The 26,203-nt window shown below is 61.8% G+C and carries 22 protein-coding genes; 6 read left to right on the top strand and 16 right to left on the bottom strand.

Going from position 1 to position 26,203, the window contains the following annotated elements:
• Positions 1 to 7: 7 nt before the first annotated feature.
• Both accD and HJB82_RS21560 read left to right on the top strand, forming a co-directional pair.
• The gene (accD, locus tag HJB82_RS21565) at positions 8 to 913 is read left to right on the top strand and encodes an acetyl-CoA carboxylase, carboxyltransferase subunit beta (RefSeq protein WP_164015509.1); all 906 of its coding nucleotides are present in this window, start codon (positions 8 to 10) and stop codon (positions 911 to 913) included.
• 27 nt (positions 914 to 940) lie between these two features.
• Entirely contained in the window at positions 941 to 2,293 is a 1,353-nt protein-coding gene (locus HJB82_RS21560; protein ID WP_221115381.1) for a folylpolyglutamate synthase/dihydrofolate synthase family protein, read from the top strand.
• Between the two features lie 69 nt (positions 2,294 to 2,362).
• Here HJB82_RS21560 and trxA read toward each other — a convergent pair whose 3' ends face one another.
• From trxA to HJB82_RS21500, 12 genes are all read right to left on the bottom strand, one after another.
• Positions 2,363 to 2,683 carry a thioredoxin gene (gene trxA, locus HJB82_RS21555; RefSeq protein WP_003544118.1) on the bottom strand — a complete coding sequence of 107 codons (321 nt, stop codon included), beginning with the start codon at positions 2,681 to 2,683 and terminating at the stop codon, positions 2,363 to 2,365.
• A gap of 70 nt (positions 2,684 to 2,753) precedes the next feature.
• The gene (addA, locus tag HJB82_RS21550; RefSeq protein ID WP_221141362.1) at positions 2,754 to 6,305 is read right to left on the bottom strand and encodes a double-strand break repair helicase AddA; all 3,552 of its coding nucleotides are present in this window, start codon (positions 6,303 to 6,305) and stop codon (positions 2,754 to 2,756) included.
• Positions 6,298 to 9,492, bottom strand: a complete 3,195-nt coding sequence (addB, locus tag HJB82_RS21545) for a double-strand break repair protein AddB (protein WP_221141360.1) — start codon at positions 9,490 to 9,492, stop codon at positions 6,298 to 6,300. The genes addA and addB overlap by 8 nt, the downstream gene beginning before the upstream one ends.
• Positions 9,493 to 9,495: 3 nt before the next feature.
• The gene (locus HJB82_RS21540) at positions 9,496 to 10,227 is read right to left on the bottom strand and encodes a nucleotidyltransferase family protein (protein ID WP_221115378.1); all 732 of its coding nucleotides are present in this window, start codon (positions 10,225 to 10,227) and stop codon (positions 9,496 to 9,498) included.
• 13 nt (positions 10,228 to 10,240) lie between these two features.
• The gene (gene tsaE, locus HJB82_RS21535; RefSeq protein WP_221141357.1) at positions 10,241 to 11,752 is read right to left on the bottom strand and encodes a tRNA (adenosine(37)-N6)-threonylcarbamoyltransferase complex ATPase subunit type 1 TsaE; all 1,512 of its coding nucleotides are present in this window, start codon (positions 11,750 to 11,752) and stop codon (positions 10,241 to 10,243) included.
• The gene (locus tag HJB82_RS21530; RefSeq protein ID WP_207582341.1) at positions 11,749 to 14,334 is read right to left on the bottom strand and encodes a PAS domain-containing sensor histidine kinase; all 2,586 of its coding nucleotides are present in this window, start codon (positions 14,332 to 14,334) and stop codon (positions 11,749 to 11,751) included. The genes tsaE and HJB82_RS21530 overlap by 4 nt, the downstream gene beginning before the upstream one ends.
• 203 nt (positions 14,335 to 14,537) lie before the next feature.
• On the bottom strand, positions 14,538 to 15,938 hold the full coding sequence (gene ahcY / locus HJB82_RS21525) for an adenosylhomocysteinase (protein ID WP_207582342.1): 1,401 nt from the start codon (positions 15,936 to 15,938) through the stop codon (positions 14,538 to 14,540).
• 277 nt (positions 15,939 to 16,215) lie between these two features.
• Positions 16,216 to 16,491: an HPr family phosphocarrier protein gene (locus HJB82_RS21520; RefSeq protein ID WP_164015495.1), complete on the bottom strand. Its 276-nt coding sequence runs from the start codon at positions 16,489 to 16,491 to the stop codon at positions 16,216 to 16,218.
• 9 nt (positions 16,492 to 16,500) lie between these two features.
• Complete coding sequence (locus tag HJB82_RS21515) at positions 16,501 to 16,902, bottom strand: PTS sugar transporter subunit IIA (RefSeq protein WP_003544139.1); 402 nt, start codon at positions 16,900 to 16,902, stop codon at positions 16,501 to 16,503.
• Positions 16,903 to 17,052: 150 nt separating this feature from the next.
• Positions 17,053 to 17,502 carry an HPr kinase/phosphorylase gene (locus HJB82_RS21510; protein WP_207582343.1) on the bottom strand — a complete coding sequence of 150 codons (450 nt, stop codon included), beginning with the start codon at positions 17,500 to 17,502 and terminating at the stop codon, positions 17,053 to 17,055.
• The gene (locus tag HJB82_RS21505) at positions 17,499 to 19,289 is read right to left on the bottom strand and encodes a sensor histidine kinase (protein ID WP_207582344.1); all 1,791 of its coding nucleotides are present in this window, start codon (positions 19,287 to 19,289) and stop codon (positions 17,499 to 17,501) included. Before HJB82_RS21505 ends, HJB82_RS21510 begins: the two co-directional genes overlap by 4 nt.
• A gap of 164 nt (positions 19,290 to 19,453) precedes the next feature.
• On the bottom strand, positions 19,454 to 20,188 hold the full coding sequence (locus tag HJB82_RS21500; RefSeq protein ID WP_007632058.1) for a response regulator transcription factor: 735 nt from the start codon (positions 20,186 to 20,188) through the stop codon (positions 19,454 to 19,456).
• A 76-nt stretch (positions 20,189 to 20,264) separates the two neighbouring features.
• On the opposite strand from HJB82_RS21500, the gene HJB82_RS21495 reads away from it, so the two are divergent.
• The 4 genes from HJB82_RS21495 (at position 20,265) to HJB82_RS21480 (ending at position 23,308) form a co-directional block, all read left to right on the top strand.
• Positions 20,265 to 20,420 (top strand): hypothetical protein, encoded by a 156-nt coding sequence (locus tag HJB82_RS21495; RefSeq protein WP_207582345.1) that lies wholly within the window; start codon positions 20,265 to 20,267, stop codon positions 20,418 to 20,420.
• 103 nt (positions 20,421 to 20,523) lie between these two features.
• On the top strand, positions 20,524 to 22,134 hold the full coding sequence (locus tag HJB82_RS21490) for a phosphoenolpyruvate carboxykinase (RefSeq protein ID WP_221141347.1): 1,611 nt from the start codon (positions 20,524 to 20,526) through the stop codon (positions 22,132 to 22,134).
• Positions 22,135 to 22,245: 111 nt separating this feature from the next.
• Positions 22,246 to 22,689 carry an alternative ribosome rescue aminoacyl-tRNA hydrolase ArfB gene (gene arfB / locus HJB82_RS21485; protein WP_207582347.1) on the top strand — a complete coding sequence of 148 codons (444 nt, stop codon included), beginning with the start codon at positions 22,246 to 22,248 and terminating at the stop codon, positions 22,687 to 22,689.
• Between the two features lies 1 nt (position 22,690).
• Positions 22,691 to 23,308: an alpha-ketoglutarate-dependent dioxygenase AlkB gene (locus HJB82_RS21480; RefSeq protein ID WP_221141345.1), complete on the top strand. Its 618-nt coding sequence runs from the start codon at positions 22,691 to 22,693 to the stop codon at positions 23,306 to 23,308.
• Positions 23,309 to 23,329: 21 nt separating this feature from the next.
• On the opposite strand, the gene coaA is transcribed toward HJB82_RS21480, so the two are convergent.
• From coaA to hisA, 4 genes are read right to left on the bottom strand one after another with little or no spacing between them, the layout of a single operon-like run.
• Positions 23,330 to 24,325, bottom strand: coding sequence for a type I pantothenate kinase (gene coaA / locus HJB82_RS21475; RefSeq protein ID WP_207582349.1), 996 nt, complete (start codon positions 24,323 to 24,325; stop codon positions 23,330 to 23,332).
• Positions 24,322 to 24,645, bottom strand: coding sequence for a phosphoribosyl-ATP diphosphatase (locus HJB82_RS21470; RefSeq protein ID WP_003571373.1), 324 nt, complete (start codon positions 24,643 to 24,645; stop codon positions 24,322 to 24,324). Before HJB82_RS21470 ends, coaA begins: the two co-directional genes overlap by 4 nt.
• Before the next feature lie 17 nt (positions 24,646 to 24,662).
• The gene (gene hisF / locus HJB82_RS21465) at positions 24,663 to 25,451 is read right to left on the bottom strand and encodes an imidazole glycerol phosphate synthase subunit HisF (RefSeq protein WP_207582350.1); all 789 of its coding nucleotides are present in this window, start codon (positions 25,449 to 25,451) and stop codon (positions 24,663 to 24,665) included.
• Entirely contained in the window at positions 25,452 to 26,198 is a 747-nt protein-coding gene (hisA, locus tag HJB82_RS21460) for a 1-(5-phosphoribosyl)-5-[(5-phosphoribosylamino)methylideneamino]imidazole-4-carboxamide isomerase (RefSeq protein ID WP_221141343.1), read from the bottom strand.
• Positions 26,199 to 26,203: the final 5 nt, after the last annotated feature.

The raw sequence follows: 26,203 nt of genomic DNA, 5'->3' as shown, positions 1-26,203 counted from the left end.
ATTCGAGTTGAACTGGATCACCAACTACGTTCGCCCGCGGATCAATTCCATGCTGGGCCGTCGCGAAGTGCCGGAGAACCTCTGGATCAAGTGCCCGGAAACCGGCGAGATGGTCTTCCACAAGGATCTGGAAGGCAACAAATGGGTCATTCCAGCCTCCGGCTATCACATGAAGATGCCGGCCAAGGCCCGCCTGATCGATCTGTTCGACAACGGCGAGTTCGAATCGCTGCCGCAGCCGAAGGTCGCCCAGGACCCTCTGAAGTTCCGCGATTCTAAGAAATATAGCGATCGCCTGCGCGACAGCCGCCTGAAGACTGAGCAGGAGGATACCATCCTCGCCGGCGTCGGAAAGGTGCAGGGATTGAAACTCGTGGCGGTGGTGCACGAATTCAACTTCATCGGCGGTTCGCTCGGCATGGCTGCCGGCGAGGCGATCGTTAAGGCTTTCGAACGTGCGACGTCTGAAAAGTGCCCGCTGGTGATGTTCCCCGCTTCCGGCGGCGCGCGCATGCAGGAAGGCATCCTGTCGCTGATGCAGCTGCCGCGCACGACCGTTGCCCTCGACCTGCTCAAGGAATCCGGCCAACCCTATATCGTCGTGCTGACCAACCCGACCACCGGCGGCGTCACGGCCTCCTATGCCATGCTGGGCGATATTCATCTGGCCGAGCCCGGCGCCGAAATCGGCTTTGCCGGCAAGCGCGTCATCGAGCAGACGCTGCGCGAAAAACTGCCCGAAGGCTTCCAGACCTCCGAATACCTGCTGGAGCATGGTATGGTCGATATGGTCGTCAAACGTCATGATATCCCGGAAACGCTGGCGCGCGTCCTGAAGATCCTGACGAAGAAGCCGGTTTCGGCGGCGAACGACATGAATAGCGGTGCGATCGCTCTGGCGGCGAGCGCCTGAAAACCGACAAGCAAGCGGGGTGCCGAATTGATACCCAGAGGCCAAACCGCGGTGAGCGAGGCAGCACAGGAGATCGACAAGCTCATGGGGTTACATCCCAAGGGTTTTGATCTGTCTCTCGATCGCATCACCCGTCTTCTCGATGTGCTCGGCAATCCGCACCGGAATCTGCCGCCGGTGATCCATGTCGCCGGCACCAACGGCAAGGGGTCGGTCACCGCCTTCTGCCGCGCTCTGCTCGAAGCCGGCGGCTACAGCGCTCATGTTCACACCTCGCCGCATCTCGTCAATTGGCACGAGCGTTACCGCATCGGCGTCAAGGGCGGGCGCGGGCAGCTTGTCGATGACGCCGTCTTTGCCAAGGCCCTGCGTCGTGTGGCCGATGCCAATGCCGGACAGCACATCACCGTCTTCGAAATCCTGACGGCGGTCACCTTCATCCTGTTTTCCGAACAGCCGGCCGATGCCGCGATCATCGAAGTCGGTCTCGGCGGCCGCTTCGACGCCACCAATGTCATTTCCGATCCGGCCGTCTCGGTGATCATGCCGATCTCACTCGATCACCAGCCCTATCTCGGGGACAGGGTCGAGCTGATCGCCGCCGAAAAGGCCGGCATCATGAAGCCGGGATTTCCGGTTGTCATCGGTCATCAGGAATATGACGCGGCGCTCCACGTGCTGATGGCGACGGCCGAACGGCTGCATTGTCCCAGCGCCGTCTTCGGCCAGGATTTCATGGCGCATGAGGAATATGGCCGGCTCGTCTATCAGGATGAATTCGGTCTTGCCGACCTGCCGCTGCCGCGGCTTCCCGGCCGCCACCAATATGCCAATGCCGCCGCCGCCATTCGCGCCGTCAAGGCGGCGGGTTTCACCGTCACCGAGGCGATGATGGAAAAGGCGATGAGTTCTGTGGAATGGCCGGGCCGGCTGCAGCGTCTGAACGAAGGCCGGTTGCTGCCGCATGCACCCGCCGGCGCCGAGATCTGGATCGACGGCGGGCATAATCCCGGGGCAGGCGAGGTGATCGCCGAAGCCATGGCCAATTTCGAGGAACGCCAGTCTCGGCCGCTTTTCCTCATTACCGGCATGATTAATACCAAGGATCCAATCGGCTATTTCAAGGCCTTCGCCGGCTTGGTCGAGAAGGTTTTCTGTGTGCCGATCCGTGGCAGCGACGCGATAATCGACCCGGTGATATTGTCGAATGCCGCTTATGATGCCGGCTTGGTTGCCGAACCGATGTCGACGGTCGGCGATGCGCTGGAAGCCATAAAAGCCGTCGTCGATCCGGAGGGTTTACCCCCGCGCATCCTCATCGGCGGCTCTCTCTATCTCGTCGGCGATGTGCTTTCCGACAACGGCACGCCGCCGAAATGAAGGCAAATTGAAAAAGCCCGGTCGATGCCGGGCTTTTTCGCCAATGCGATTTAATTTAAGCGATATCAGTCAGGCGGCGCTCGAAATCCAGTTCGAAAGCGCGGTCTTCGGCTTGGCGCCCACGGAGATATCGGCGACTTCGCCGCCCTTGAAAATCGCCAGGGTCGGAATAGAGCGCACACCAAACTGTGCGGCGAGTTCCGGGTTCTCATCGATATTCAGCTTGGCCACCTTGACCTTGCCTTCCATCTCAACGGCGATTTCTTCGAGGCTCGGCGCAATCATCTTGCACGGGCCGCACCATTCAGCCCAGAAATCGACGACGACGGGTTCTGCGGATTCCAGAACTTCCGACTGGAAGTTGTTGATATCGACTTTCACGGTAGCCATGGGCTGCTCCTTTGTCTCGGTGTTGAACCACATGTGATGCTGCGGTGCCGAATTTTCAATGTCCGGTATTTCACTTTGTCTTGACTGCTGCAAGCGCCAAACCGAGCGCCTTTTCGCTCAGCGTGTAGAGCGAGGCGTTCTCGGTATAGACAAGCATGCAATCGATACGCTTATCAGGATAGAGCGGCGCCAGGATCTCGCGATAGATCGCCAGCTGCGCCCGGTGCGCGAAGGGGATAGCCTCCTCTGTCGCCGGCGGCACCCGATTGGTCTTGTAGTCGAGAATGACGACGCGATCGGCAAGGACGGCAAGCCGGTCGATGCGGCCGGAGACGGCATAGCGCCTGTCTTCGAGCGTCAACGTTCCCATGATCGAGACCTCGGGCTGGGCCTGCGCACCGAGGACGGACTGCAGACCCTCTTCGTCCAATAGTTTCAGAACCGAATCAACAAGTTTGCGCCGTTCGGCTTCCGGCCAGAACCGAGCCGCTCGTTCGGCATAGCGGCCTGCGGCATCAGGCCGTTCGGCAAGCGGAATTTCGGGAAGCGCCTGCAGCATGCGGTGGATCAGCCTGCCCTTCTCCAGCGAACGATCGCTGCGCTGCTTCTCGCCAAACAGCGGCGAAACGACGAGCAAGCCACCCGCGTCTTCATCGATGATCGTCCCGGCGCCGGAGGGGCTGAGCGGCCGGGGCAGCCCGGCCTGCGGCGGCAACGGCCGCAACAGACCGTCCGGCAGGGTGTCCATGCTGTCGCGCTCCTGGCTGCGGTCGGTGCGTTCGAAGCGTCGTTCCACCCGCGGCACGCGCCATTTGATACCCGGCCATTCCCCATCGGGACTCGAGAATGTGGTCGTCTCCACCAGCGGATGATTGTCGCGCAGTGCCGTCGAAATCATCAGATGCCAGGTGTCGTTGTTCACACGCACGCCGCGATAGCCGCAGACGACCAGCCGGTCGGCGGCTCGCGTCATGGCGACATAGAGCAATCGGCGATATTCTTCCTCCGCCAGCATCTGGATACGCGCAGCATCGTCCTGGGTCAGCGAATTGGCGAGATCGGAGACAGGAACCCAGACGGGCATCGGCGGCTCGTCGGCGTCGGTCTCGATCAGGCGAAGCTTCGGCAGATGGGTATGGGTAAAAGCCTTCGAACCGCCGTCGACGAGGAAAACGATCGGTGCCTCAAGACCCTTGGAGGCATGCACCGTCATGATCCGCACTTCATTGCGCCCCTTGTCCTGCTCGCGCTTGACCACGGGCGCTTCGAGCTCCAGCGTCGAGATGAAGGACTGCAGCCCGGGGAGGCCGGAGCTCTCGTGGTCGAGCGTGAAGGTCAGGAATTCGTCGAGGATATCGCTGACCTCGGTGCCGAGCCGGGCAAGGAATTGCCGCCGCCCGCCATGGCTGCCGAGCACACGCGCATAGAAATCGTGGACCGACAGGCTCCTGGATTGGCGAAGGAACAATTCAAGCCTCTCGACGGCTGCGCGGAAACGCTCGGTGCCATCGGCGGCGAAACTTTTGAGATGGTGCCAGACGCTCTCATTATCGCCGCGTAGCGCGGCGATCGCAAAGATGTCGTCCTCGGAAAGATCAAACAGCGGACTCTTGAGCACGGCGGCGAGCGAAAGGTCGTCTTCCGGCAGAAGCAGGAAACGGCCGAGCGCCAGCAGATCCTGCACGGCGATATGGCTGGTCAGCACCAGTCTGTCGGCGCCGGCGACCGGAATGTCGCCGCGGCGCTTCAACGCGCGCGTCAACGCATTGACGAAGGCGTCGCGTTTGCGCACCAGCACAAGGATGTCGCCGGCTTCGATCAGACGCTCCTTGCCCTTGTCGACGATCGTCTCGCGCCCGACCAGCGTGCCGATCGAATGGGCGATCCGCCGCGCCAGGATTGCGGCTGGCGCGCTTTCCGGCGTTGCGTCGAAGGGCGCCGTCCAATCCTCCTCCTTCATCACCGCTTCCGGCGCGACCATCTCCCAGAGATCGACGGCGCCGGGATGTCCGATGCGGCTGGAGCGATGCACCACCGGTTCGCCGAGCGCGCTGAGGCCGCGCGCATTGTTTGGTTCCCTGAAAATATGGTCGACGGCCTCGAGCACATCCGCGGTCGAGCGGAAGGAAAGCGGCAGCCGGACCGAGGAAAAGCTCTGCCCGCTGTCGGACACCCGCCGCCGCGTTCGGTCGCTTTCCTCGGAAAAACGCTCAGGCCGCGCTCCTTGAAAGGAATAGATCGACTGTTTCTCGTCGCCGACGGCAAACAGCGTGCGCACGATCGGCCGGGCGCTTTCGCCAGAGAAGAAATCCTCGGCGAGCGACTGGATGACGCTCCACTGGATCGGGCTGGTATCCTGCGCTTCATCGACGAGGATATGGTCGATGCCGCGATCGAGCTTGTAGTGGATCCAGGGGCCGACGCCGCTTTTCGTCAGCAGGTCGGCGGTGCGGGTGATGAGATCCTCGAAATCGAGCTGGCTGCGCTGTTTCTTCAGTTCTTCGTAGTCGCGGTTCAGCCGGTCGGCGAGCACGAGCGCTGCATGTGTGGCGCCGTACATCCGCATCAGTTTCAGCCGGTCGCGGCTTGCGGCGACATGGGCGCGGGCAGCGGCAATGGCGCCCGCCAGCTGCGGTGCGTCGGCAAGCATCGCCTTGACTGAGAATTGCGAGTCCGCCTTCGGCTCGCCCTTGGCTGTCAAAAAGATTTTCTCGAGAAACTCAGCGCGCCTTGCGTCATCGCGTTCCCGCCCGGCAAGCTTGAGGCCGTAGGCAACCTCCTGCGCTTTCGTGCCGCCCTTCTGGTCGGCAAGCGACAGATAAAGCTCCAGCATGCCGCCCGAAAGCTCCGGCAAAGGCCAATATTGCGCGGCGATCCGGCTTTCCGTGTCGCCGGCGGCAAGGCCAAGCCTTTCTCGCAGGACCTTTTCCACGCCGCCCTGCCGTTCGGCGATTGCCGTGAAACGACGGATTGCGTTGCGATTGGCGACGATGTCGCCGAGCAGGTTCTCCAGTCCGGATTCGTCGCCGAGATCGAGCACATAGGCGAACGCCTCGGCAAGCGCGCTGTCTCCCTCCGGCGCGGTTGCCGTCAGCAGCGCCCGGCGCGCATCGGAAAGCAGCACCACCGCCGCGCGGTCGTCGAGAACCGAGAAATGCCCGGCGACGTTGGCCTCCAGTGGAAACTGGTGCAGCAGCGCCTCGCAAAAAGCATGGATCGTCTGGATCTTCAGCCCGCCGGGTGTCTCCAGCGCCTTCGCGAACAGCCGGCGGGCCTCGGCAAGCTTCAGTCCATCGGGAGCCGTCCCCTCGATCTGGGTGATCCGCCGGCTAAGGTCTTCATCGTCAAGCACCACCCAGTCCGCCAGCCGCTCGAAGACGCGGTTCGACATTTCGGAAGCCGCAGCCTTGGTATAGGTGAGGCACAAAATGGCAGAAGGCCGCGCCCCGACCAGCAGAAGACGGATGACGCGCTGTGTCAGCACATGCGTCTTGCCGGAGCCGGCATTGGCCGAGACCCATGCCGAACGCAAGGGATCGGAGGCAATCGCCTGCTGGATCGTCGTCCAGCCAATCCAGGCGCCAGGATCATCGTCGTTGGGAAGAGGCGTTACATCACTCATCGCTGCCGCCTTCGTCGGTTTCGGCTGTCGACCATTCGGAGACGCGGGCGAGGTGATCATAGTCGCCGCCGAAATCGAATTGCTGCGCCGGAATGAGCCGCGAGGTGAAGCCTTTCTCCCCGGACTGCAGCAATCCGACGAACTTGACCAACTGGTCGATCGATTCCTCGGCGAGATCCATCGCCGATTTCGCCTTGTCGCTGCGTGCCGAGCTTTCGTTGTTGACGGTGTCGACCTGAAAACGACGTCCCGGCCGCAGGCGCACATAGAGCAGGTCCTGCGGCACAAGACGACCGGCATCACGGAAGGCGCCGGCGCTCAAGGCCGCCGCTTCGAGCGCAAGCTGCGGATCGAGAAGCACGCGGGCCTGCGCTGGCGACGGATTGTAGCCGGTCTTGTAATCGATGATATCGGCGGCGTTCGGTCCGGTGATGTCGATCCGGTCCGCAACTCCGTTAAGCCGGATATTGATCGGCTCCAATTCGAAGCCGCCACGCACCTCCGTCAGTGTTTTGCGGATGCCGGGTCGCCGTCCGGTTTCCCATTCGAGGAAGGCGCGGGCAACCGCGCGGAAGCGCGGCCGCCACACGGCATCGATATGCGCCGGCAGCTGCTCCATGTCGAAAAGCTCGGAAAGGATGCGCTCCATCGCCGCTGCCGCATCCGGCGTGCCGGCGACATGGGCTTCGCGAATGAACCGGTCGATGATCTTATGATAGAGCGTTCCGCGTTCGGCCGCTCCTGGATCGCGGTTGAATGTATCGACGGGATCGAGGCGCAGGATGCGGCGCGCATAGATGGCATAGGGGTCCCGGCGCAGCCGGCCGACTTCGCTGAAGGAGTAGGATTTCGGCTGCAGTGCCAACGGTGGTTTCGGCGAGGGGCGTTGCGTCGGTGCCTGGGCTTCTCCACGGTCGATCAGGCCGGCCCATTGGAGGAACCGGTTGCCGCGTCCCTTCAACTCCGCTTCGAACGCCTCTCCGGCGAGCGCTAGCAGCCGCTGCAGCCAACGGGAGGCGACCGTCGGTGTCGAGCCCTGGCGCAGCGCGCGCGAATAGATCAGATGGCGCGTGCCATTCGCCATCTCGAAGTCATGCGCCAGCTGGCCGATACGCCGTTCCGGCGGCTCGAGGCCGATCTCCGTCTTCATCATGCGCGGAATGAAGGGATTGTTGGCGGTCTGCCCTGGCCAGGTGCCCTCGTTCAGGCCGCCGAGGATCAGCGTATCGACGCTCTGCAGGCGGGCTTCCAGCGTGCCGAAAATGAAGAGGCGGGGATGACTGAGTGCCCGTGGCTTCACCACATGGCCGGCAGCAAGTGCTGCCATAATGTCGATCCATTGCGGCCCGTCGGCTTCCATCTGGCCGTCCGTGCCGATGACCTCGCCGAGCAGGGCGGCGAGCGCATCTCCCGCTTCACCAGACCAGAGATCGGCGAGATTGCCGTGCGGATCGGCCGCGACTGCTTCGAGCGAACGACCGCTACGCTCCGCCCATTCCGACAAAGACAAGCTTACCGTCCTTGCGCGATCTTCCGGCCGGTGCCGGATCAGCGTCGAAGCCAGCGGCTCGGTCGCTTGTGTGACCCGCCGGGCAAGATCGTACGCGGCATCGGCAGCGTCAGCCGAAAGCGCCTTTCGCCATTGCGGTGCGTGCCTGTCCTGGGCCTGTTCGGCAAGCTGATGGGTCAGCAGCGGCTCGAGCCTGCTGATATCCACCTCCGCCACGCCGCCGCGCAGGGCCAGCAGCTCGAGCGCCTCGGTAGCGGAAATCAATGCGTCGCGTTCCAGGCCGAAACGGGCCAGCGGATGTTTGAGCAGCGAAATAATCGCCACCGGATCGCCCGGGCGCAGCGCTGCTTCCAGCAGCAATTGCAGCAGCGTGCCCTGCGGCATGGCTGCAAGCGGTGTGCCGGCCGAATCGTCGGCGAGGATGTCGAAGCGGGAAAGCTCCGCCATAACCCGTCGGGCGAGATTGCGGTCCGGGGTAATGAGGGCAGCCCGGCTTTCGCCGTCCTGCCCCGGCTTTTCCAACGCCAGCCGCAGCCCAATCGCAATCGCGGTCGCTTCCTCGCGTTCGTTGGCGGCTTCGATCAGCGAAACATCGGCAAAGGCGGAAGACAGGCTGCCATCGGGCAGGTCGCTCTTCCAAGCGCCCCAATCGCTGGTCGCCTCCGCCGGGACGAGCGTCCGAGACAGGATTTCGGCGCGCCGCTCAAGATCGGCCTCGGGCCGTTCAAGAAGGGTCACGTCGGCACGCGTGAGCTTCAGCCGCTTGAGCAGCAACGACAGGCCGTATTGCGGATGGCTCCGGCTTGCAGGATTGGCATGTTGGCCGGGTGCCGGTTCTGGCGCCACCATCTGCCAGTGCCTTTCGGGCATAGAGAGATCGAGCCCCGGAAGCACGATCACACCCTCAGGCAGATTGGCGACGGCGGCGATGAGATCGGCGGTGGCGGGAACCGAGCCCGTCGAACCGGCAATGATGATCGGCCCAGTCGGTTTCGTCGTGGAAAGCCTTGATGCTTCGGCCCGCAGGATGGCGTTTCGGTGCCGCGCCGGCGAGGATTTGCCGAGTTCGGAAAGCCTCTCCGGCCAGAAGGCGCTGGCGATCTGCAGAAACTCCGCCGTCAGCTGCCACCAGGCGGCATAGTCGCCGGTGTCGAGTTTCGACAGTTCAGACCAGTCGAGATCCTCGGTTTCGATGGAATCGATCAGTTCCGCAAGGTTGCGGGCGAGCCAGATCGCATCTGCCGGGCTTGCCGGCGCAACGAGCGGTGAGTCCGAATGAATGTGGCGAACGCTTTCGGGCAGTTTGTTTCGCCAGGCGAGGATGAGCCGCGCAAGCTCCAACAGACGGGCGGTATTCGACAGCGGTTGGGCGAGGTCGATCGTCGCCGGCAGCGCCTCGTCGAAATAGCCGCTGTCGTCATCGGTTTCGCCGAGAGGACGGATGACCGGCAGGATCGCCGAGCGGCCGCCGAGCAGGTCGACGAATTCCGAGCGCAGCACACGCACGGCACGCCGGGTCGGCAGATAGATCGTTACCCTGGCGAGCGACAGCGGATCATCGGCCTGATGCCGGAAGAGCGGCGTCAGGCGGCCGTCGCAAAGCGTCGTCGCCAGCGTTTTCAGAAAGGAGAGGCCCGCCGGGATCGTCAGAATGCGTGGCTGATGCCGCTCCGCCATGGCTCACGCAAACGCCCGCAACCGATGGATCGTTTCCTCCGCCTCGCCGATCGCCTCCGGCGTTCCCACTGTCAGCCAATGGCCGTCGAGCACCATGCCGAAAAGGCGGCCGCGTGCGATTGCCTTGTCGAAATAGATATTGAGGTTGAAGGCATCCTGCGGCGCGTTGTCGAACAGCGATGGGTTCATGGCGATCGCTCCGGCGTAAACGACGGGATTGGACGGATCGTCGCGATAACGCGTCAGCCGGCCATCGGCTGCGAGGCTGAAATCGTTCTTGCCGTTGTGGCCCGTCGTATCCTCTATCATCACACAAAGCAGCGCCATGTCCATGCGCTTGGCATCGAAGAATCCGGCTAAACGTTGCAGGTTCGTTGGCCGCCCCGGCTGTTCGCCGATCCAGAACAGGTCGGCATTCATGACGAAGATATCGTCGCGGGTCAGCAGCCTCAGCCCCTTCACCAGTCCGCCGCCGGAGTTCATCAGCGCGTCCCGCTCGTCGGAAATCACGATGTCGAGGCCAGGATAATTCTTCAGATGATCGAGCATCTGGTCGGCGTGGTGATGAACGTTGACGGCGGCTCGTTCGATGCCGGCCGCCACCAGCGAATCCAGCGCGTAGTCGATCATCGGCTTGCCGTCGATTTTCACCAGCGGCTTCGGGATCGTCTCGGTGATCGGGCGCATGCGGGTCCCGAGACCCGCGGCCAGTACCATAGCTTGTCTGATGCTCATGCTGATCCGGAACTTATGATTCGCGTTGGCCTATTCCAGCCCTTGCGCACCAATCGCGCAAGGGGGCAAGCGCTTCATGCTCGAGTGCGACCTGCAGATAGGTGAGCGTTCGCGGCATATGTTTGAGATAGCCGGGCTTGCCGTCACGCTGCAGCAGCCGCACCCAGAGACCGGCAAGCTTGCAATTACGTTGCGCCGACATGATGGACCAGGCCTTCATGAATCCGGCTTCGTCGAAGCCGCCCTGGCCTCGGCGAAGGGCGAGATAATCGTCCATCAGCTGCCGGAAGAGATCCGGTTCGATTGTCACTCGCGCATCCTGAACGATCGAGGCGAGATCATAGGCGGTGGGGCCGATCATCGCGTCCTGGAAATCGATAAGGCCCACCTTGCCAATACCGCTTTCCTCTTCGCGCCAGATGATATTAGGCGAATGGAAGTCGCGCAGCAACAGGTTCTTCTCGGCCGCCGCGAGCTCGTCGATCAGCGAGTCCCAGATCGCCAGATAGTCCGCACGTTCGGCATCCGTGGGTGCTGTACCGCGCTTCCAGGCAATATGCCAATCGAGCACAAGCTGCACTTCCATCTTCATTGCCGTGCGATCGAAGTCCGGAATGTGATGCGTATGTATCGCGGAAACCGGGATATCCTGCGGAATCTGCATGGAATGAAGATGGGCAAGGCAGGCGACGCTTTGCCGGTAACGTTCGGTGACCGGCCGTCCGTCGTCATCGAGCACGCCCTCGGTGCCGAGATCCTCGATCAGCAGGATGCCCTGTTCATAGTCGACCTGATAGATCTCCGGCGTCGCAAATCCCCGCTCGCGCAACACATTGGCGATCGCGACGAAAGGATAGGCATTCTGTGCGAGATGCGCGACCTTGGGATACGGCTTGCCGTCATAGACGGGCGGTCCCTCGGGATGCGGGCGCCAATCCATCAGTATTTTTCGTTGAGCAGCATTCGGATAGATCGCTTCATAGGCGCGCAACGACGCATCGCCGGTCAGGAAGCGGCGTTTGACTTCGGGATAGCCGGCTTTGTCGAGGAAATCGCGGATCGCCAGGACACGATGGATGCGGAAGGCGTGTGCGCCGGCGGCTTTGATTGTTGCTCGGCGGCCGCTGCCTTCATGTGCGAGCCTCAGCGTGGTGTGCTCGGCCGGTAGTTCGCCCTCAGCCATCTCAGGCCATTCGACGAGGCAGATCCCGTTCTCCAGGGCTTCATCGAAGCCGAGTTCGGTCAATTCGGCGGGATTGCCGAGCCGGTAGAGATCGAAGTGCGAAACCGGGAGGCGCAGATCGTAGGATTGCACCAGGGTGAAGGTCGGGCTCGGGACCTCGAGCCCCTCGTCATCGGCCATGGCGCGCAGGATCGCCCGTGCCAGCGAGGATTTCCCCGCGCCGAGATCGCCGGAAAGGGCGAGGCAATCGCCGGCTTTCAAGGCCAGCGCCAGGTCTTCGCCCAGTCGAGATGTAGCCGCCTCGTCTTTCAGAAAAAGCGAGATCGTATCGCTGGTCGTCATTCGGCAGCCGCGGTATGCGGGACATTGATCGAGGGGATACGGCAGACGACGGTGGTGCCCTTGCCCGGCTCGCTGTCGATCGTCACGTCGCCATGATGCAGAGTGACGAAGCTGTCGACGATCGAAAGGCCGAGGCCGGCGCCGCCGCGTTTGCCGCTTTTCGCACCGGTCGCAAACCGGTCGAAGACGGTAGCGATCATGTCAGGCGAGATGCCGGGGCCGCGATCGCTGACGGAGAAGACGAAATCCGTGCCTTCGCGATGGCACTCCAGCGCGATCGAGGTGCCTTCCGGCGAAAAATTCGCTGCGTTGGAAAGCAGCTTCAGAAGGATCTGCTTCAGCCGCTGCGGATCGGCGACGATCGAGCCGAGATAGGCCGGCGCGGTGATTTCGAGCGCGACGCCGCTTTCGTGCAGGCGATCGGCGATCTGCATCGAGACGTCGTCGAGCAGATCGTTGAGATCGATATCCGCATAGTTGAGGCGCATGATGCCGGCATCGACGGTCGTAAGGTCGAGGATATCGTTGACGAGCGTCAGCAGAACGGAGGACGAGGTCGAGATGTGGTCGATATATTCGGCCTGCCGTTCGTTCAGCGGCCCGACGCCCTGCGTCCGCAGTAGATCGGTGAAGCCGATGATATTGGTCAGCGGCGAGCGCAGCTCGTAAGACACATGCTGGACGAAGTCGTTCTTCAGCTCGTCGGCCTTGCGCAGCGCTTCGTTCTTCTCGGTTAGCGCCCGCTCGGCACGCACGCTGTCCGTCATATTGACGAAGGTCAGCATGGTCTGCGCGTTCGGCAGCGGGATGACGGCAAAGTCGAGCACGAGGCCGGAGAAGAGTTCCAGCGTCCCCTGGCCCGAGCGGCGTTCGTCGTCGAAGCTGGTGATCAGTTCCGCGAACGCCTTCCAGCCGTCCGGCCGGTCATAGGACGGCGCGCAGGCCTCGCCCAGTCCGCGGATATGCGTGCCGGGCTTGGCTTCGGTTTCGGTGATTCCCCAGAGTGCGCGGAAGGCCGGGTTCGACAGGCGGATGCGTCCATCCGGGCCGAACACCGCCACACCTTCGGAAAGATGGTCGATCGTTTCGCCCTGCACCTTGACCAGTGTGTTGTAGCGCGTTTCGAGATCGACCTGCTCGGTCAGGTTTTCGAACACCCAGGTGGCCCCACCCTGCGGATGGGCGGTCGCGAAGACGCGCAATGTCTGCCCGTTCGGCAGGTGCCAGAGATCGGATTGCGTGTCGAGCGCGCGATAGACGGAAAGGGCTGCTTCCTTCCAGCTTTTCCAGTTGAGCTGGTCCGGCAGCTTCTTGGCAGCCCGCAGCCGCTCGAGCAGCTCGCTATTATCCGGCCGGCCTTCGAGGAAGGCGATATCCAGCTCCCAGAGCGCGACGAAAGCCTGGTTATAGAATTGCAGGCGGCGGTCGCCGTCGAAGATGGCAACGGGCGTGGCGAGATGGTCGAGGGTTTCGGCGTGGCTCTTGAGCGTCCGTTCCAGCTCGGCACGCACCGCCTCTATGTCGGACACGTCGATCGCAATACCGGCCGAGCCGCTGGGCAGCCTGACGTCGACGACGTCGAAGAATGTGCGGTTGCCGCGCACGACCGTCGAGATCGTGTCGTGGAAGGGTGATTCCGGCGTCGTCGCCGCGCGAATACGTTCGCGCGCCACGGTCGTCAGCATTTCGCGGCCTTCATTGATCGCCTGCTGCGGCGATCGCGCTTCGACCGCCTCGCCATAAGCCTGGTTGACCCAGGTCAGCAGACCCGCCGGGTCGCGTTGCCAGGCCGGCATGTCGATCGCGTCAAGCATGGTCTGGAAGGCCGAGATCGACGTCATCAGCCGGTCGCGCTCGATCCTGAGCTCTGCCAGCTCGGCGCGCAGATTGTTAAGCGCCACGAAACGGACGAAGGCGCGCCCGCCGGAAACCCGGCCCTGCGCCTCGAGGATTTCGTCGCGGATGGTTTCGACCACCATGTCGAAACTCTGTGCTCCGTCGCGCAGCCGGTCGATCGCCTTTTCCAGCTCGGAGGCCGAGCGGGACTTCAGCCAGAGGCCGAAGGCCAGGAACTCGCCGTCCTGCGGTGCGCCGGTTTCGGGCGGAAGCTGGCCGAGCAGTTCGGGGCGCGCATTGCCGTCCCAGATGACGATCCGCCGGTTCTTGTCGGCGATCAAAGCCTGGTATTGCGAAATGCGCTGCTGGGCATCGGAAAGCGCCGAGCGGATTTCCCGGCTCTCACTTTCCAGATTGCCGCGCTGGCGCACCAGCCACAGCGTCGAAAGCAGTGCTGCCGATATGACGCCGATGACCACGGAAACGCCGACGACCTGCGAGGATGTGAAGAGGTGAGCCGAGGCTGCCGCCTGTTGCTCTGTCTGTGCCAGAACCGGCCGCGCCAGCGCCGCAAGCGCCGTGCCGGCCGCGCAAGCTTTCAGAAAGCGCGCCAATGATCCATGCTCTTGCTTGGCGGCCTCGTGTGCCGTTGCAGATTTGTGCTCTTGGCCCGCCATCAGCGGGCGGCGGCCGGCGCGAACGCCGTCATCCGCCTGACCGGGCAGGCTGCTTTTCATTTCCGACATCCGCGGTATGTCTCCGTCCTTCAATGTGCCGCATTACGACAAGACATCCCATTTTCGGAGCGGTCGGACAGGGTCCGGCGCCACGAATCAAGTCTTAAAACAATACTTCGGATGGGAATCGGCGGGAAGGGAGCGCCCAAAAAATAAGCCGCGGCAGTTGTCAATGCCGCGGCTTCTACATCTTGTGGATATTAACGATAAGATCAATATCTGTAGTGGTCGGCCTTGAACGGACCCTTGGGCGAGACGCCGATATAGGCAGCTTGCTCCTCGGAAAGCTCAGTCAGCTTCACGCCGAGCTTGTCGAGATGCAGGCGTGCGACCTTCTCATCGAGATGCTTCGGCAGGATATAGACCTGGTTGGAATACTGGTCGGGCTTGGTGAAGAGCTCGATCTGCGCCAGTGTCTGGTTGGTGAAGGAAGCCGACATCACGAAGGACGGGTGGCCGGTGGCGTTGCCAAGGTTGAGCAGACGGCCTTCGGAAAGAAGGATGATGCGGTTGCCCTTGGGGAATTCGATCAGGTCGACCTGCGGCTTGACGTTGGTCCACTTGAGATTGCGCAGCGCGGCGACTTCGATTTCGTTGTCGAAGTGGCCGATATTGCCGACGATCGCCATGTCCTTCATCTGACGCATGTGGTCGATGCGGATGACGTCCTTGTTGCCCGTGGTGGTGATGAAGAGATCGGCAGAGGAAACGACGTCCTCGAGCAGCACGACTTCATAACCGTCCATCGCAGCCTGCAATGCGCAGATCGGATCGGCTTCGGTCACCTTGACGCGGGCGCCGGCGCCGGAAAGCGAAGCGGCAGAACCCTTGCCGACGTCGCCGTAGCCGCAGACGACGGCAACCTTGCCGGCCATCATCACGTCGGTGCCGCGGCGGATGCCGTCGACCAGCGATTCCTTGCAGCCGTACTTGTTGTCGAACTTCGACTTGGTGACCGAGTCGTTGACGTTGATCGCCGGGAAGGGCAGCAGGCCCTTCTGGCTGAGCTGATAGAGGCGGTTGACGCCTGTCGTCGTTTCCTCGGTGACGCCCTTGATCGCGTCGCGCTGCTTGGTGAACCAACCCGGAGAGGCGGCAAGGCGCTTCTTGATCTGTGCGAAGAGGATTTCCTCTTCCTCGGAATGCGGATGCGACAGCACATCTTCACCGGCTTCGGCGCGGGCGCCGAGCAGGATGTACATGGTTGCATCGCCGCCGTCATCGAGGATCATGTTGGAAAGGCCGCCATCGGCCCACTGGAAGATCTTGTCGGTATAGACCCAGTAATCCTCAAGTGACTCGCCCTTGATGGCGAAGACAGGCACGCCGGCGGCGGCGATCGCGGCAGCGGCATGATCCTGCGTCGAGAAGATGTTGCACGAGGCCCAGCGGACTTCGGCACCGAGCGCCACCAGCGTCTCGATGAGCACGGCCGTCTGGATGGTCATGTGCAGCGAGCCGGTGATGCGCGCGCCCTTCAGCGGCTTTGCCTGGCCGAATTCGGTGCGGCAGGACATCAGCCCCGGCATTTCGGTTTCGGCGATCGTAATTTCCTTGCGGCCGAAATCCGCAAGCCCGAGATCGGCGACGACATAATCTTTTTCAGTGCTCATAGGGGTCTCCAGGCTGAAAAACGTCTCAAAAATTGGCGCAGGCGCGAAGATGGCCGCGCGACGGATGGGCCGCGTGTTCATGTATATCGCCCGGACGTGTGCAGTGGCTCCGGGATAACGACATGCACAAGGACAGAGAGCTAAGCGCGTCCGCATGAAGCAAGTTCGATGCATCGCACTTTAGCGCACGGCATATCCGCCGTTTAGCAGGCTTCGAATGGGAAGGCAATAAGGATATAAAGAAGTCTTTATATGTTTATATGATCGCTGTTGGCGATCACATCTCTTCGCCGAACCGGTTCTGGATCAGTTGGTCCAGGGCCTCCAGCGCTTGCTCGGCCTGGCTGCCGCTTGCCGAGACGACGACGCTCGAGCCGGGGCTGGCCGCAAGCATCATCAGGCCCATGATAGAGGTGCCGCCGACCGTCATTCCGTCCTTGGAAACGGTGATGGCGGCATCGAAGGTCTCGACCATTTGCACGAATTTGGCCGAGGCGCGGGCGTGGAGACCGCGCTTGTTGATAATCAGGAGTTCTCGGGATAGCGATGTCATGGAGGGCCGTTATTTTCCGCTAAGCACGCGGCTCGCGACATTGATATATTTCCGCCCGGCTTCGGAAGCCTCCACCAGCGCCTTCTCCATGTTGTTCTCGCCACGCACGCCGGCGAGCTTTATCAGCATCGGCAGGTTGACGCCGGCAATGACCTCGGTATGGCCGCTGCTCATGACGGATATGGCAAGATTGGACGGCGTGCCCCCGAACATGTCGGTCAGAATGACGACGCCATGGCCATCATCGGCACCGGAAACAGCTTCGAGAATGTCCTGCCGTCTTTGATCCATGTCGTCTTCGGGGCCAATACAGACCGTCTCGATGAATTTCTGAGGACCGACGACGTGCTCGACAGCATGACGAAACTCTTCAGCCAGCTTGCCATGAGTGACAAGCACAAGTCCGATCATGATATTACTGCTCCCATATACGCCAACGGTGGCCCCAATATCGCAATGCAGCAATTACGTCCACCGGTGGGGGCACATCTTGGCCATGAAAAGCCGAAGTGCAAGATAAAAATGCGAATATATAAGGCAGATTGATCACTCCGGAAGGCTTCAATGCCCGATATCGGGTGCTTTCGCCATCAGGATTGCAAGGGGTGACGAAACGCCAGTGAGCAACCGCAATGCGGGAAGCGAAAGACCGGCTGCGAGGCTGACGATTTCGCCTTCGGGGGGCACGCGCTCCTCACCAGTGGCGCTGCCCGGAAGCACGGCGTAGTGCATCGGCGCCCGTGGAATATGATCTTGCCGGACGATGCCGGTGCCGCGAAGTTCGATCAGCCCGGCGATCGACGGCGGACATGCCGCGATCACCGTGCCGGCCTCTTCAGACAAAAGAACCTGGTCGTCGGCGACCAGCGCCGTGAACAGCCCGAGCCGGCGTGCCTCGGTCATGCAGGTGAAGGCCAGCATTGATTTTCCCCAGCCGGAAGGTCCGCTGAACAGCAGCCCCGTTCTGCCGACGATGATCGCCGTCGCATGGATGTTCGGAGCCGTCGTCATGCGGCGGCGCCGACAGGCAGAGCGAGGATAAAGCGGGCCCCGAGCACCTGTCCGCCTTCGGCATCGGTGATGTTCTCTGCTCTCAGCGAGCCGCCATGGGCTTCGGCGATCTGGCGGCTGATCGACAGGCCGAGCCCCGAATTCTGGCCGAAACCTTCCGATTCCGGTCGATCCGTATAGAAGCGCTCGAAGATGCGGTCGATATTTTCGGCCTGGATGCCGGGTCCGTTGTCTTCGATCGTGGTGACGCAGCGCGACCGTGTCCGCACCAGCCGCACGGTAATCTTTCCACCCTTTTCCGGTACGAAGGAGCGGGCGTTCTCGATCAGGTTGGCGATGATCTGGCCGATGCGCAGATCGTGGCCGTTGACGACGAAGCGCGTCTTGACGTTCGGCTTGCGTTCGATCGCATATTCGATCTCCACCTGCTTCTTGGTGCTCCTGACCTGGCGCGAAACCTCAATGAGGTCGCGCAACAGCATTTCCATGTCGACGGAACCGGCATCGACACGAGCGAGTTCGGCATCGAGGCGGGAGGCGTCGGAGATATCGCTGATCAGCCGGTCGAGGCGGCGGACATCGTGCTGGATGACGTCCATCAACCGCTTCTTGGAATCGTCGGATTTGGCAAGCGGCAGCGTTTCGACGGCGCTGCGTAGCGAAGTCAGCGGATTCTTGAGCTCGTGGCTGACATCGGCCGCGAAACTCTCGATCGCATCGATGCGGTCGTAGAGCGCTGTCGTCATCTGGCGCAATGCAATGGAAAGATTGCCGATTTCATCCTGACGGGCAGAAAAGTCAGGAATTTCCTCGCGCGCCTTGGCGCCGCGCCGCACCCGGATGGCGGCGGCCGAAAGGCGGCGCAGCGGATTGGCGATCGTCGACGAGAGCACCAGCGAAAGCAGAACGTTGACGAGCGTCGCGACACCGAAGACGCGCATGATGGCAAGCCGCTCGGCATGCACGATATTGTCGATATCGCCAGCCTGTGTCGACAGCAACAGCACCCCGAGCACGGCGCGGAAACGCTGGATCGGCACGGCGACGGAAACGATGAGCTCGCCTTTTTCGGTCGTGCGCACGACGGCGCCGCGCACGCCGGTGAGTGCATTCATCACCTCTGGATAGATCGAGCCGTCACCGCCCGGCGCTTCCTTGTAGAGCGGCAGGTTGCCGGGCTGCAGCGCCTTGTTGAACAGGGTCGCGAACCACTCGCTCCAGGTCTGCTTCTCCTCTTCGACCGGCGGCAGGTCAAAACGCAGCACCTGGCCGCGCGAATAAAGATGGCGCGAATCGAGCAGCAGATTGGCATCGGCATCGAAGATGCGGGCGCGTGTGCGCGTCGGAGAGATCAGCCGGCGCAGAACCGGCGCGACCTTCTCGGGATCGATCGGGAATTCGAGGTCCTCGTCGTTCGGCACCGGGGTGATGCTCTGTCCGGCCTGCAGCTCCAGCAGCTTTTGCGGATCGATGGTGATCGAGTTGGTATCGACCGATGCGGAAGCCGAAATAGCGCCGGCGATGATTTCGCCCTGCGTCAACAGGCTCTCGGCGCGGGCATCGATCAGTCCCTCGCGAAATTGGTTGAGGTAGAGGATACCGCAGACAAGCACTACCAGCGCGACGAGATTGAAGAACAGGATGCGCCGCGTCAGGCTCGAAAACACGGCATTGCCGAAGATACGGCGTATCAGCGTGAAGGGATGCGACCAACGGCGGCCCTTGACGCGAGGGGCGCTCACGCCCTCCGCATCGTCGAGATCCCTTTCCTGCACCAACTGTGCCAACGACAGGCCCTTTCGAAGGGCGGGGCCGGATAAATCGGCCTGCAGCCCTCAACAATTCCGACAGCGCCGCGCGTCTTTTCAGACGCGCAAAGGAGGCTGTAACACTTTGAACTGCTGCATAACTCTGTCTAGGGAATTATGCAGTCGCCCTGCGCCGCGTGGGCTCAGGCCGCTTCGCGGAAGCGGTATCCCACTCCGTAGAGCGTTTCAATCATATCAAAGTCGTTGTCGACCATCTTGAATTTCTTGCGCAGCCGCTTGATGTGGCTGTCGATGGTCCGGTCGTCGACATAGACCTGTTCGTCATAGGCGGCGTCCATCAGCGCGTCGCGGCTTTTGACGACGCCGGGGCGCTGCGCCAGCGAATGCAGGATCAGAAATTCGGTCACCGTCAGGGTCACGGCCTCACCCTTCCAGGTGCAGGTATGGCGTTCCTGGTCCATGACCAGTTGCCCGCGCTCCAGCGATCGGGCCTGCTGCACAGCGCCGTTCTTCGGCGCGCCGGCGGGGCTGGTGCCGGCGGCTGCGGCTTCACGGCTTGAGGCGCGGCGCAACACGGCGCGGACGCGCTCGACCAGCAGGCGCTGCGAAAAAGGCTTGGTGATGAAATCGTCGGCGCCCATCTTCAGGCCGAAGAGTTCATCGATCTCCTCATCCTTGGAGGTGAGGAAGATGACGGGAATATCCGACTTCTGCCGCAGACGGCGCAGCAATTCCATGCCGTCCATGCGCGGCATCTTGATGTCGAAGATCGCCAGCTGCGGTGGCCGCGCCAGAAGGCCGTCGAGCGCCGAAGCTCCATCCGTATAAGTCTCGACCTTGTATCCTTCGGCCTCCAGCGCGATCGACACCGAGGTGAGGATGTTGCGGTCGTCATCAACGAGCGCGATTGTCGGCATGGTGTTGGTCTCCGTCATCAGTGCGCAATCTCCCGGATTTGCTCTCCCCAGGCGGTCTCAGTGACCGGATGCGCTTATGGAGGATAAAGGTGGAACAAATTGTGGCAAAGATAAAGGGAAAGATTGTCGTGAAATTCTCCAGCAATCTGGAGTAGTGCGGCAAAATGTTTCAACGCGGTCTTTAAAACGATTTAAAATAGAAGCAATAAATTTAAATCGATTAAATATCTGATATTACTACATTTTATCAAATTTAGCGTCTTGTGTTTTAAAAATCCTGCCCGTATTTTCGCGCTTAGTTAAACGGCACCGAGCCTGAGCGAAGGGAATTAGCCATGGAAATGTTCGGAGTTCATAACCCGGCAACAGAGCTGGCAACGGTTGGATTGGGCGGCGCAGCCAGCGTTCGCTACAACTTTTCTGCCGCCGCGCTCTATGAAGAAGCGATCCGCCGGGGCGAAGCCGAACTGACTGCTCAGGGTGCGCTGCGGGCTATCACCGGCCAGCACACCGGCCGTTCGCCGCGCGACAAGTTCGTCGTTCGCGACAGCAATACCGACAGCGAAATCTGGTGGGACAACAATAAGCCGATCTCGCCGGAACATTTCGCCCTGCTGCGCGAGGATATGCTGGCGCACGCCGCGGGTAGGGACCTGTTCGTCCAGGATCTCGTCGGCGGCGCCGAGGAAGGCCATGCTCTGCCGACAAGGGTCGTCACCGAGTTTGCCTGGCATTCGCTGTTCATCCGCAATCTGCTGATCCGCCCCGATGCCGCAGCGCTGCCCAGCTTCGCGCCGAAACTGACGATCATCGATCTGCCGAGCTTCAAGGCCGATCCGGCCCGCCACGGCTGCCGTTCGGAAACGGTGATTGCCTGCGACCTGACCAACGGTCTCGTTCTGATCGGCGGTACCTCCTATGCCGGCGAAATGAAGAAATCGGTCTTCACCGTGCTCAACTACCTGCTGCCGGCCAAGGGCGTGATGCCGATGCACTGCTCGGCCAATGTCGGTCCGAACGGTGACGCCGCGGTGTTCTTCGGCCTTTCCGGCACTGGCAAGACGACGCTTTCGGCCGATCCGGCCCGCACATTGATCGGCGATGACGAACACGGCTGGAGTGAAAACGGCATCTTCAACTTCGAAGGCGGCTGCTACGCCAAAACCATCCGTCTGTCGGCCGAGGCCGAGCCGGAAATCTATGCGACGACGCAGCGCTTCGGCACCGTGCTCGAAAACGTCGTTCTGAACGAAGGCCGCGAGCCGGATTTCAATGACGGCTCGCTGACCGAGAACACCCGTTGCGCCTATCCGATGGATTTCATCCCGAACGCTTCGGAAACCGGCCGGGCCGGGCATCCGAAGACGATCATCATGCTGACCGCCGATGCCTTCGGCGTCATGCCGCCGATCGCTCGCTTGACGCCTGATCAGGCGATGTATCACTTCCTCTCCGGCTATACCGCCAAGGTGGCTGGCACCGAAAACGGTGTGGTTGAGCCGGAAGCGACCTTCTCCACCTGCTTTGGCGCCCCGTTCATGCCGCGGCATCCGGCCGAATATGGCAATCTGCTCAAGGAGCTGATCGGCCGCCATGGCGTCCAGTGCTGGCTGGTCAATACCGGCTGGACCGGCGGCGCTTACGGCACTGGCAAGCGCATGCCGATCAAGGCGACGCGTGCCCTTCTCGCTGCGGCTCTCACCGGCGAACTCGGCCAGGTGGAGTTCCGTGCGGATACCAACTTCGGCTTCGCCGTGCCGGTCTCCGTCAACGGCGTCGACGGCAGCATTCTCGATCCGCGCTCGACCTGGACCGACAAATCGGCCTATGACGTGCAGGCCGAAAAGCTGGTCTCGATGTTCATCGCCAACTTCGCCAAGTTCGAGGGTCACGTCGACGGCGGCGTCCGCGATGCGGCCCCCGGCGTAAAGGTCGCCGCCGAATAAGAACAACAAAATTCTCTGACTCACGTGAAACCCGGTATCGCAGGATCGCCGGGTTTTCTTTGATTGCAGCCGATATTTTCAATTCGCCGCCGATGTGAGATAGAACGCCGCATGGCCAGCGACGCACTTTATATCGACGACAGAATCACCATCGCCGGATGGGAGCTGACGGAACAGTTCGTTCTGGCGGGCGGTCCCGGCGGGCAAAATGTCAACAAGGTCTCGACCGCGGTCCAGCTGTTTTTCAATATCCCGAATTCGCCGTCCCTCAATGATCGTGTCAAAACCAATGCGGTCAAGCTTGCCGGCCGCCGCCTTTCGAAGGAAGGCGTGCTGATGATCGAGGCGAGCCGGTTTCGCAGCCAGGACCGCAACCGCGAGGATGCGCGCGACCGGCTGAAGGAATTGTTACTGGAGGCCGCCAAGCCGCCGCCGCCACCACGCAAGAAGACCAGGCCGACCAAGGGTTCGGTCGAGCGCCGCCTGAAGGAAAAATCCGGCCGTTCTGAAGTCAAGAAAATGCGTGGCCGCCCTGGCGGCAGCGGAGGCGAATGACATGCCGGAGCTCTTGAGCGGCATTCGCCATCTCCCCGGCTACCTCAACCGGGCGCGTCAGGAGGCATTGGTCGAGGTAATCCGCACTATTGTCACTGAGGCGCCGCTTTATGTGCCCGTCATGCCCGGCACCGGCAAGCCGATGTCGGTGCGCATGACCAATTGCGGGCCGCTCGGCTGGGTGACCGACAAGGAGCGCGGCTATCGCTATCAGCCGACGCATCCGGCAACCGGCAGGCGCTGGCCTGACATGCCGCGGGAATTGCTTGATATCTGGAATGATGTTGCCGGCTACGACAAACCGCCCGAAGCCTGTCTGGTGAATTTTTACGCCGACGACGCGCGCATGGGCCTGCATCAGGATAAGGACGAGAGGGATCTGCAGGCGCCGGTTGTCTCGATCTCGCTCGGCAACAGCTGCCTCTTCCGCGTCGGCGGCCTCAACCGCAATGATCCTACGCTATCCTTCAAGCTTTCGAGCGGCGATCTGGTCGTTCTGGGCGGCGAGGGGAGACTTTGTTTCCACGGCGTCGACCGCATTCATCCGGCGACCTCGACGCTCTTGAAGAATGGCGGGCGCATCAATCTGACGTTACGCCGCGTCAATCCCCCGAACTGACAATCAGCATAGGATCGCCTGCTATAGTTTCCGCAGCGCGACCTGCTCGATCAGATGATCCTTGCCCTTTTTCAGGATGAGATCGGCACGCGGCCGCGTCGGCAGGATGTTCTGCCGCAGGTTTTTCAGGTTGATATTCGCCCACAGATCCCCGGCGATTTCGAGCGCTTCCGCGTCGCTGATCGAGGCGTAGCGATGGAAATAGGAGTTCGGATCGCGGAAGGCGGTCTCGCGCAGCCGCATGAAACGTGCGACGTACCAGTTGTGGATCTGGTCTTCCGCGGCATCGATATAGATCGAGAAGTCGAAGAAGTCGGAGACCATCGGCACGATCTTGCCACCGGCCGGCAGGTCGCGCGATTGCAACACGTTGATGCCCTCGAAGATCAGGATGTCGGGCCGGTCGACAATTTTGTATTCGTCCGGCAGCACGTCGTAGACAAGGTGCGAATAGCTAGGCGCCTTCACATCCGGCTGTCCGGCCTTGATCGCCGAGAGAAAGCGCAGGATCGCCGCCGTGTCGTAACTCTCCGGAAAACCCTTGCGCTGCATCAGCTTTTTCCGCTGCAGCACGGCGTTCGGATGGAGGAAGCCGTCGGTAGTAACGAGATCGACTTTGGGGCTGGAAGGCCAGCGCCCCAGGAGCTCCTTGAGGATACGGGCCGTGGTCGATTTTCCCACGGCGACCGAGCCGGCGATGCCGATGACAAAGGGCGTCTTTGTCACATCGGACAGGCTGAGGAAGCGGTTGCGCTGTTCGAACAGCATCTGCGAAGATTCGACATGCGCCGACAGCAGCCGCGACAGCGACAGATAGATCCGCCGGACCTCGTCGAGATCGATCGGATCGCCCATCGAACGCAGCCGTTTGACCTCGTCGCTGGTCAGCGTCAGCGGCGTATCGGCGCGGAATTTCGCCCATTGTTCGGAAGAGAAGAAGTGGTAGGGCGAATAGGAGTCCGACTGGAAATGATCCAACGTTTCCGGCACCCCGATGATCTCAGTCGCGATACTCATGAACTCTGCCGGCCGGCCTTTTCCTTGAGGCCGGACTGCGCGGTTCGGCGCTCGAGTTCGGCCATGACATTCTCTAACGGTATTTCAGCAATCTTCAATACGACCAATAGGTGATAGAGCACATCGGCGGCTTCATAGGTCAGATTATCGCGGTCGCCGGTCACCGCCGCCATCACGGCTTCGATCGCCTCCTCGCCGAGCTTCTTTGCCGCTTTCGGCTGACCGGCGGCCACGAGCTTCGCTGTCCAGGATTGCTCTGGCGAGGCTTTCGACCGTTCTGCGACGATGCTTTCGAGATCGGAAAGAGAAAATCCGCTCATAGGTCCGCTTTCAAGGTTCAGTCCAGACGCATGTCGATGCCGCACTTCGACATATAGTGTTTCGCCTCGCCGACGGTATAGGTACCGAAGTGGAAGATCGAGGCGGCGAGCACCGCGTTGGCATGGCCTTCCTTCACCCCGGCGACGAGATCGTCGAGGTCGCCGACGCCGCCCGACGCGATGACCGGCACACGCACCGCATCGGCGATCGCCCGCGTCAGTTCCAGATCGTAGCCGACCTTGGTGCCGTCGCGGTCCATCGAGGTGACCAGAAGCTCGCCGGCGCCGCGCTCTACCATCTTCTGGGCGAATTCGACGGCGTCGAGGCCCGTCGCGTTGCGGCCGCCATGCGTATAGATTTCCCAGGCGCTGAGATTGTCGCCGCCGACCGCCCGTGTGCGCCTGCGCTTGGCGTCGATCGAAACGACGATGCATTGGTCGCCGAACTTGTCGGCCGCTTCAGCGACGAAGTCGGGATTGCTGACCGCCGCCGAATTGATCGAGACCTTGTCGGCGCCGCACAGCAAGAGCTTGCGGATATCAGCGATGGTGCGCACCCCGCCGCCGACTGTCAGCGGCATGAAGCATTGGTCGGCTGTGCGCGACACGACATCGAAGATCGTCTCGCGATTGTCCGAGGACGCAGTGATGTCGAGAAAGCAAAGTTCATCGGCGCCGGCCGCATCATAGGCCTTCGCCGCTTCGACCGGATCGCCGGCATCAACGAGATTGAGAAAGTTGACGCCCTTGACGACGCGGCCGTCCTTGACGTCGAGGCAGGGAATGACACGGGCTTTAAGGGTCATTTACGCGGTCTCCTTTGCCCTGTTCACCCGGATCAGCGCCAGGGCTTCCTTGGGATCGATGCGGCCGTCATAAAGCGCCCGGCCGGAAATCGCCCCCTCGAGCTTGTGCGCATCGGGCTGCAACATACGTCTGACATCATCGAGAGAGGCAAGGCCGCCGGAGGCGATGACGGGAATGGAGACGGCGTCGGCAAGTTTCAGCGTCGAGGTCCAGTTGATGCCGGCAAGGATGCCGTCTCGGTCGATATCGGTGTAGATGATCGCGGCGACGCCGGCGCCCTCGAATTTCCTGGCGAGCTCGATGATCCCGAGTTCGGAAGCCTCCGCCCAGCCCTCGACGGCGACCTTGCCGCCCTTGGCATCGATGCCGACGGCGACATGGCCCGGGAATTTCCGGCAGGCCTCGATGACCAGATCAGGATTTCTGACCGCGACGGTGCCGAGAATGACGCGCCGCAGCCCGCGCGACAGCCACGCTTCGATATGATCGAGGGTGCGGATGCCGCCGCCGAGCTGCACCGGATTTTGCGTCGCCTTCAGGATCGCCTCGACGGCGTCGCCATTGGCCGAATGCCCCGCAAAGGCGCCGTCGAGATCGACCACGTGCAACCATTCGAACCCCTGGTCTTCGAAGGATCTCGCCTGGGCGGCCGGATCGGTGTTGTAGACCGTCGCCTGCTGCATGTCGCCGAGCTTCAGGCGGACGCATTGGCCGCCCTTCAGGTCGATCGCGGGAAAAAGGATCATGTCGT

This window comes from Rhizobium sp. NZLR10, from assembly GCF_019685125.1.
Classification (GTDB): domain Bacteria; phylum Pseudomonadota; class Alphaproteobacteria; order Rhizobiales; family Rhizobiaceae; genus Rhizobium.
Note: the sequence above shows the minus strand (reverse complement) of the source record. Positions and strands in the feature narration are given on the sequence as shown.